The following is a 4,332-nucleotide window of genomic DNA, read 5'->3' as shown; positions in this document are numbered from 1 at the left end:
ATAGATCACGGCGGAGCGCCACCATTCGTTCGTCATGCTCAGAAGCGTAGGGGATGCGTCGATAAAATGGAAACGTTTGCAATTTGCGAACGCGTCATGCATGCTGGATTTCGCTAACGACTCTCGACACGGATCCTCGCGTCGGCATCGCTAACGTTCCAAGACTGCAATCGCTTACAAATCTGGTGCTGTTGCCAGACTGACGAAAGGCCACACCGATGACGGTGACAAAGCCGACCCGCGCAATCGCGGCTCTCTCCCTCGTGGCAGCGCTCGGGCTCGCCGGATGCTCGGGCGGATCCGACGCAGACGCGCCCGCGGACGACGCGGCGAGCGCCGGATCCGACCAGGCGGCGTCCACGACGCTGACCGTCTGGGTCGACTCCGAGCGCACCTCTTCGCTGCAGGGCGCCGCGGACGCGTACGAGGAGAAGACGGGGGTCGCCGTCGACATCGTCGGCAAGGACACCGGCGACATCAAGGATGACTTCATCCAGCAGGTTCCGACCGGCGAGGGCCCCGACATCGCGATGGGTGCGCACGACTGGCTCGGCGAGCTCACCACGAACGGCGTCGTCGCGCCGCTCGAGCTCGGCGACGCGGCCGGCGACTACCTCGACGTCGCGATCAACGCCGCAACCTACGACGGAACCGTCTACATGCTCCCGTACGCGGTCGAGAACATCGCGGTGCTGCGCAACCAGGAGCTCGTTCCGGAACAGCCCTCGAGCTTCGACGAGATGATCGCCGCCGGTAACGACGCGGGCCTCGAGAGCCCGTTCATCGTGGAGCAGGGCGCCGAGGGCGACCCGTACCACCTGTACCCCTTCCAGACGGCGTTCGGTGCGCAGGTGTTCGGCACGGACGACGAGGGATACGACGCGACCGACCTGCAGATCGGCAACGCGGGCGGCGAGGAGTTCGCCGCGTGGCTCGGCGAGCACGGCAAGAACGGATCCGGCGAGTTCAACACCGACGTAGACGGCGACATCGCCAAGCAGGCGTTCCTCGACGGCGACGCCGCATTCTGGCTGACCGGTCCGTGGAACGTGAGTGCCGCGGTCGACGCGGGCATCGACGTCGCGATCGACCCGATCCCGAGCCCGACCGATGAGGTCGCCGCGCCGTTCGCCGGCGTCAAGGGCTTCTTCCTCTCCGCCGAGTCAGAGAACAAGGTCGCCGCGACCGACTTCCTCGTCAACTACATCGGCACCGAGGAAGCGCAGCTCGCGCTGTTCGAGGCCGGAAACATCCTCCCCGCGCTGAGCGCCGCCGCCGAGACCGCGTCGGATGACCCGATCATCGCGGGCTTCGCGACCGTCGGCGAGAACGCCGTGCCGATGCCCGCGGTCCCCGCCATGGGCGCCGTGTTCGAGTACTGGGGCATCGCCGAGGCCGAGATCATCGGCGGATCCGAGCCGGTCGAGCGCTGGCAGAAGCTCGCGGCCGACATCGAAGCGGCCATCGGCTGATCCGGGCCGACCCCGACTGGTCGCCGCTTTCTGCGGCCCGCGCGCGAGCGCGCCCGCAGAACGCGGCGACCGCCATGACTTGAGAGGAGCGCCGTGAGTACGCAGACCGAGCGCATGACGACGGATCCGAGCCGTCGCCGCCGGCAGGATCGCGCGCGCGGCATCGCGGATCAGGCGGGCGGCAGCATCCGCGGCATGATCGTGAAGCTCGTGATCGTCGGCATCGTCGATGCGATCGCGGTGTACGCCGTGTTCGTGCTCGCGACCTTCGCCGAGTGGGGCGTGCTGGCGATCGTCGTCGCCGTGGCGATCCTCATCAACTGGATCTACTTCTCCCGCCGCGCGCTGCCGGCGAAGTACCTCGCGCCCGGCGTCTTCTTCCTCGCCCTGTTCCAGGTGTTCGTGCTGCTCTACACCGGCTACGTCGGGTTCACGAACTACGGAACGGGTCACAACGGCTCGAAGGATCAGGCCGTGAACGCCCTGATGGCCTCTGCGCTCGAGCGCGTTCCGGACTCGCCCGCGTACCCCGTCACGGTGGTCGAGTCGGGCGGCGAGCTCGGGCTGCTCGTCACCTCGCCCGGCGGCAACGCGCTGCTCGGGACGGCAGAGGATCCGCTCGCCGCGGTCGACGCGACGTTCGACGGCGACCGTGCGGTCGCGGCGGACGGGTGGGAGAGCCTGCAGTTCGCCGATGTGCTCGAGCGCCAGGGCGAGGTCGCCGACCTGTCGGTCGCGTTCAGCGACGACCCCGGTGACGGCCGCCTCAGCACGCCCGACGGATCCAGCGCGTACCGCTACACGTCGACGCTCGACTACGACGGCGACGTGATCACCGACACCGCCACGGGCACCGTGTACGAGGACATCGGCACGGGCGCGTTCACCTCGGACAGCGGCGAGGAGCTGCTGCCGGGCTGGAAGGTCGCGGTCGGGTTCGACAACTTCGTGCGGGCGGTCTCGGACTCCCGCCTCGCGGGCCCCCTCTTCTACGTCACGCTGTGGACGTTCGCGTTCGCCGCGATCACGGTGGCCGCGACGTTCGCGATCGGCCTGTTCCTCGCGATCACCTTCAACCACAAGCGCATGCGGGCCCGGCGCGTCTACCGATCCCTGCTGATCCTGCCGTACGCGATCCCATCGTTCCTCTCGGCGCTCGTGTGGGCGGGCATGATGAACGAGAGCTTCGGATTCCTGAATCAGGTGATCTTCGGCGGGGCCTCAATCCCCTGGCTGACGGATCCATGGATGGCGAAGGTCTCGGTGCTCATGGTCAACATCTGGCTCGGGTTCCCATACATGTTCCTCGTGTGCACGGGCGCGCTCCAATCGATCCCGGAGGAGCTGCAGGAGGCCGCCACGGTCGACGGCGCGAAGCCGTGGCAGGTGTTCCGACTGATCAAGCTGCCGCTGCTGCTCGTGTCGATCGCGCCGCTTCTGATCTCGTCGTTCGCGTTCAACTTCAACAACTTCAACGTCGTGTACATGCTCACCAACGGCGGGCCGCGCGACTCGGATGCGGCGATCCCGGTCGGGCACACCGACATCCTGATCTCGATGGTCTACAAGGTCGCCTTCACCGGTCAGACGCGCGACTACGGTCTCGCGAGCGCCTACACGATCATCATCTTCCTCATCGTCGCGGTGATCGCCGCCCTCGCGTTCCGGCGCACCAAGTCGCTCGAGGAGCTGAACGGATGAACGCCAAGAAATGGTTCCTCGACACCGGATGGCGCCACGTCACGGGCATGCTCGTGCTGATCGTCGCGCTCATGCCGGTCGTGTTCGTCATCTCCAGCGCCCTCAATCCCAACGGAACGCTCACGGGATCCAACGCGCTCTTCTCGAAGATCGGGTTCGACAGCTTCGAGCGGATCCTCACGAACCCGCAGGTGCCGTTCGTCGCGTGGTTCGGGAACACACTCATCATCTCGGGGATCACCGCGATCCTCACGGTGTTCCTCGGGGCGCTCGCCGCATACGCCTTCTCGCGGATGCGATTCACCGGGCGGCGGTTCGGGCTGATCGCGATCGTCATCGTGCAGATGTTCCCGCAGCTGCTGGCGGTCGTGGCGATCTTCCTGCTGCTCAGCGCGCTCGGCGACTGGTTCCCGGCGATCGGTCTGAACAGCCGGATCGGCCTGATCCTCGTGTATCTCGGCGGCGCGCTCGGCGTGAACACCTATCTCATGTACGGGTTCTTCAACACGATCCCGCAGTCGATCGATGAGGCTGCGCGGATCGACGGCGCCGGCCACGCGCGCGTGTTCTTCACGATCGTGCTGCCGCTGGTCACGCCGATCCTCGCGGTCGTCGCGCTTCTGAGCTTCGTCGCGTCGGTCAACGAGTTCGTCGTCGCATCGGTCGTGCTGATCGATTCCGACGTGCAGACGCTCGCGGTCGGGCTCACGAAGCTCGTGTCGAACCCGCGCTACGCCGACTGGAGCGCGTTCTCCGCCGGCGCGGTGATGGCGGCGCTGCCGGTGGTCGCGCTGTTCCTCTTCCTGCAGAAGTACATCGTGGGCGGTCTGACCGCCGGGGCCGTGAAGTAGCGCCGACACGAGGAAATCTTGGCCGGTCGGTGAGACCGCAGAGGGTCGATCGGGCAGGATAGGAGGACATCGACCAGGGGGGAAACTTATGTTCGGTCGTCGTTCCGGGCCGCCGCGCTCCATCGCGCCTCAGGCTCTCGCCCGTGCGGTGCACAATCCGTGGCGCGACAGCCTCGGCACGCTCGCGACCAGATCGATCCAGATCGTCGCGATCGTCGTGCTCGCGGCCGGGCTGATCTGGGGGCTGCAGACCCTGACGGTCGTCGTGATCCCGGTGCTGCTCGCGATTGTGTTCGCGTCGGCGTTCG

3 protein-coding genes and 1 pseudogene are annotated in these 4,332 nt (G+C 66.9%); all 4 read left to right on the top strand.

The annotated features are described in order from the left end of the window. Nucleotides 1–218: 218 nt before the first annotated feature. Nucleotides 219–1,472, top strand: coding sequence for a sugar ABC transporter substrate-binding protein (locus tag ACTIAO_RS17180; RefSeq protein ID WP_441841770.1), 1,254 nt, complete (start codon nucleotides 219–221; stop codon nucleotides 1,470–1,472). A gap of 114 nt (nucleotides 1,473–1,586) precedes the next feature. Next, nucleotides 1,587–3,173, top strand: coding sequence for an ABC transporter permease subunit (locus tag ACTIAO_RS17175; protein ID WP_441850542.1), 1,587 nt, complete (start codon nucleotides 1,587–1,589; stop codon nucleotides 3,171–3,173). Then, a complete protein-coding gene (locus ACTIAO_RS17170) occupies nucleotides 3,170–4,024 on the top strand; it encodes a sugar ABC transporter permease (RefSeq protein ID WP_441839119.1) in 855 nt (284 codons plus the stop codon). Before ACTIAO_RS17175 ends, ACTIAO_RS17170 begins: the two co-directional genes overlap by 4 nt. 88 nt (nucleotides 4,025–4,112) lie before the next feature. After that, a pseudogene (locus ACTIAO_RS17165) lies at nucleotides 4,113–4,332 on the top strand (AI-2E family transporter); the annotation flags it as partial.

The organism is Microbacterium sp. (genome assembly GCF_052099035.1).
In the GTDB taxonomy this organism is placed as follows: Bacteria; Actinomycetota; Actinomycetes; order Actinomycetales; family Microbacteriaceae; genus Microbacterium.
Note: the sequence above shows the minus strand (reverse complement) of the source record. Positions and strands in the feature narration are given on the sequence as shown.

What these genes read in the sequence shown, in the direction of transcription:
- ACTIAO_RS17175 (WP_441850542.1), top strand. Translation starts at nt 1,587, where the DNA reads ATGACGACGGATCCGAGCCGTCGCCGCCGGCAGGATCGCGCGCGCGGC.
- ACTIAO_RS17180 (WP_441841770.1), top strand. Translation starts at nt 219, where the DNA reads ATGACGGTGACAAAGCCGACCCGCGCAATCGCGGCTCTCTCCCTCGTG.
- ACTIAO_RS17170 (WP_441839119.1), top strand. Translation starts at nt 3,170, where the DNA reads ATGAACGCCAAGAAATGGTTCCTCGACACCGGATGGCGCCACGTCACG.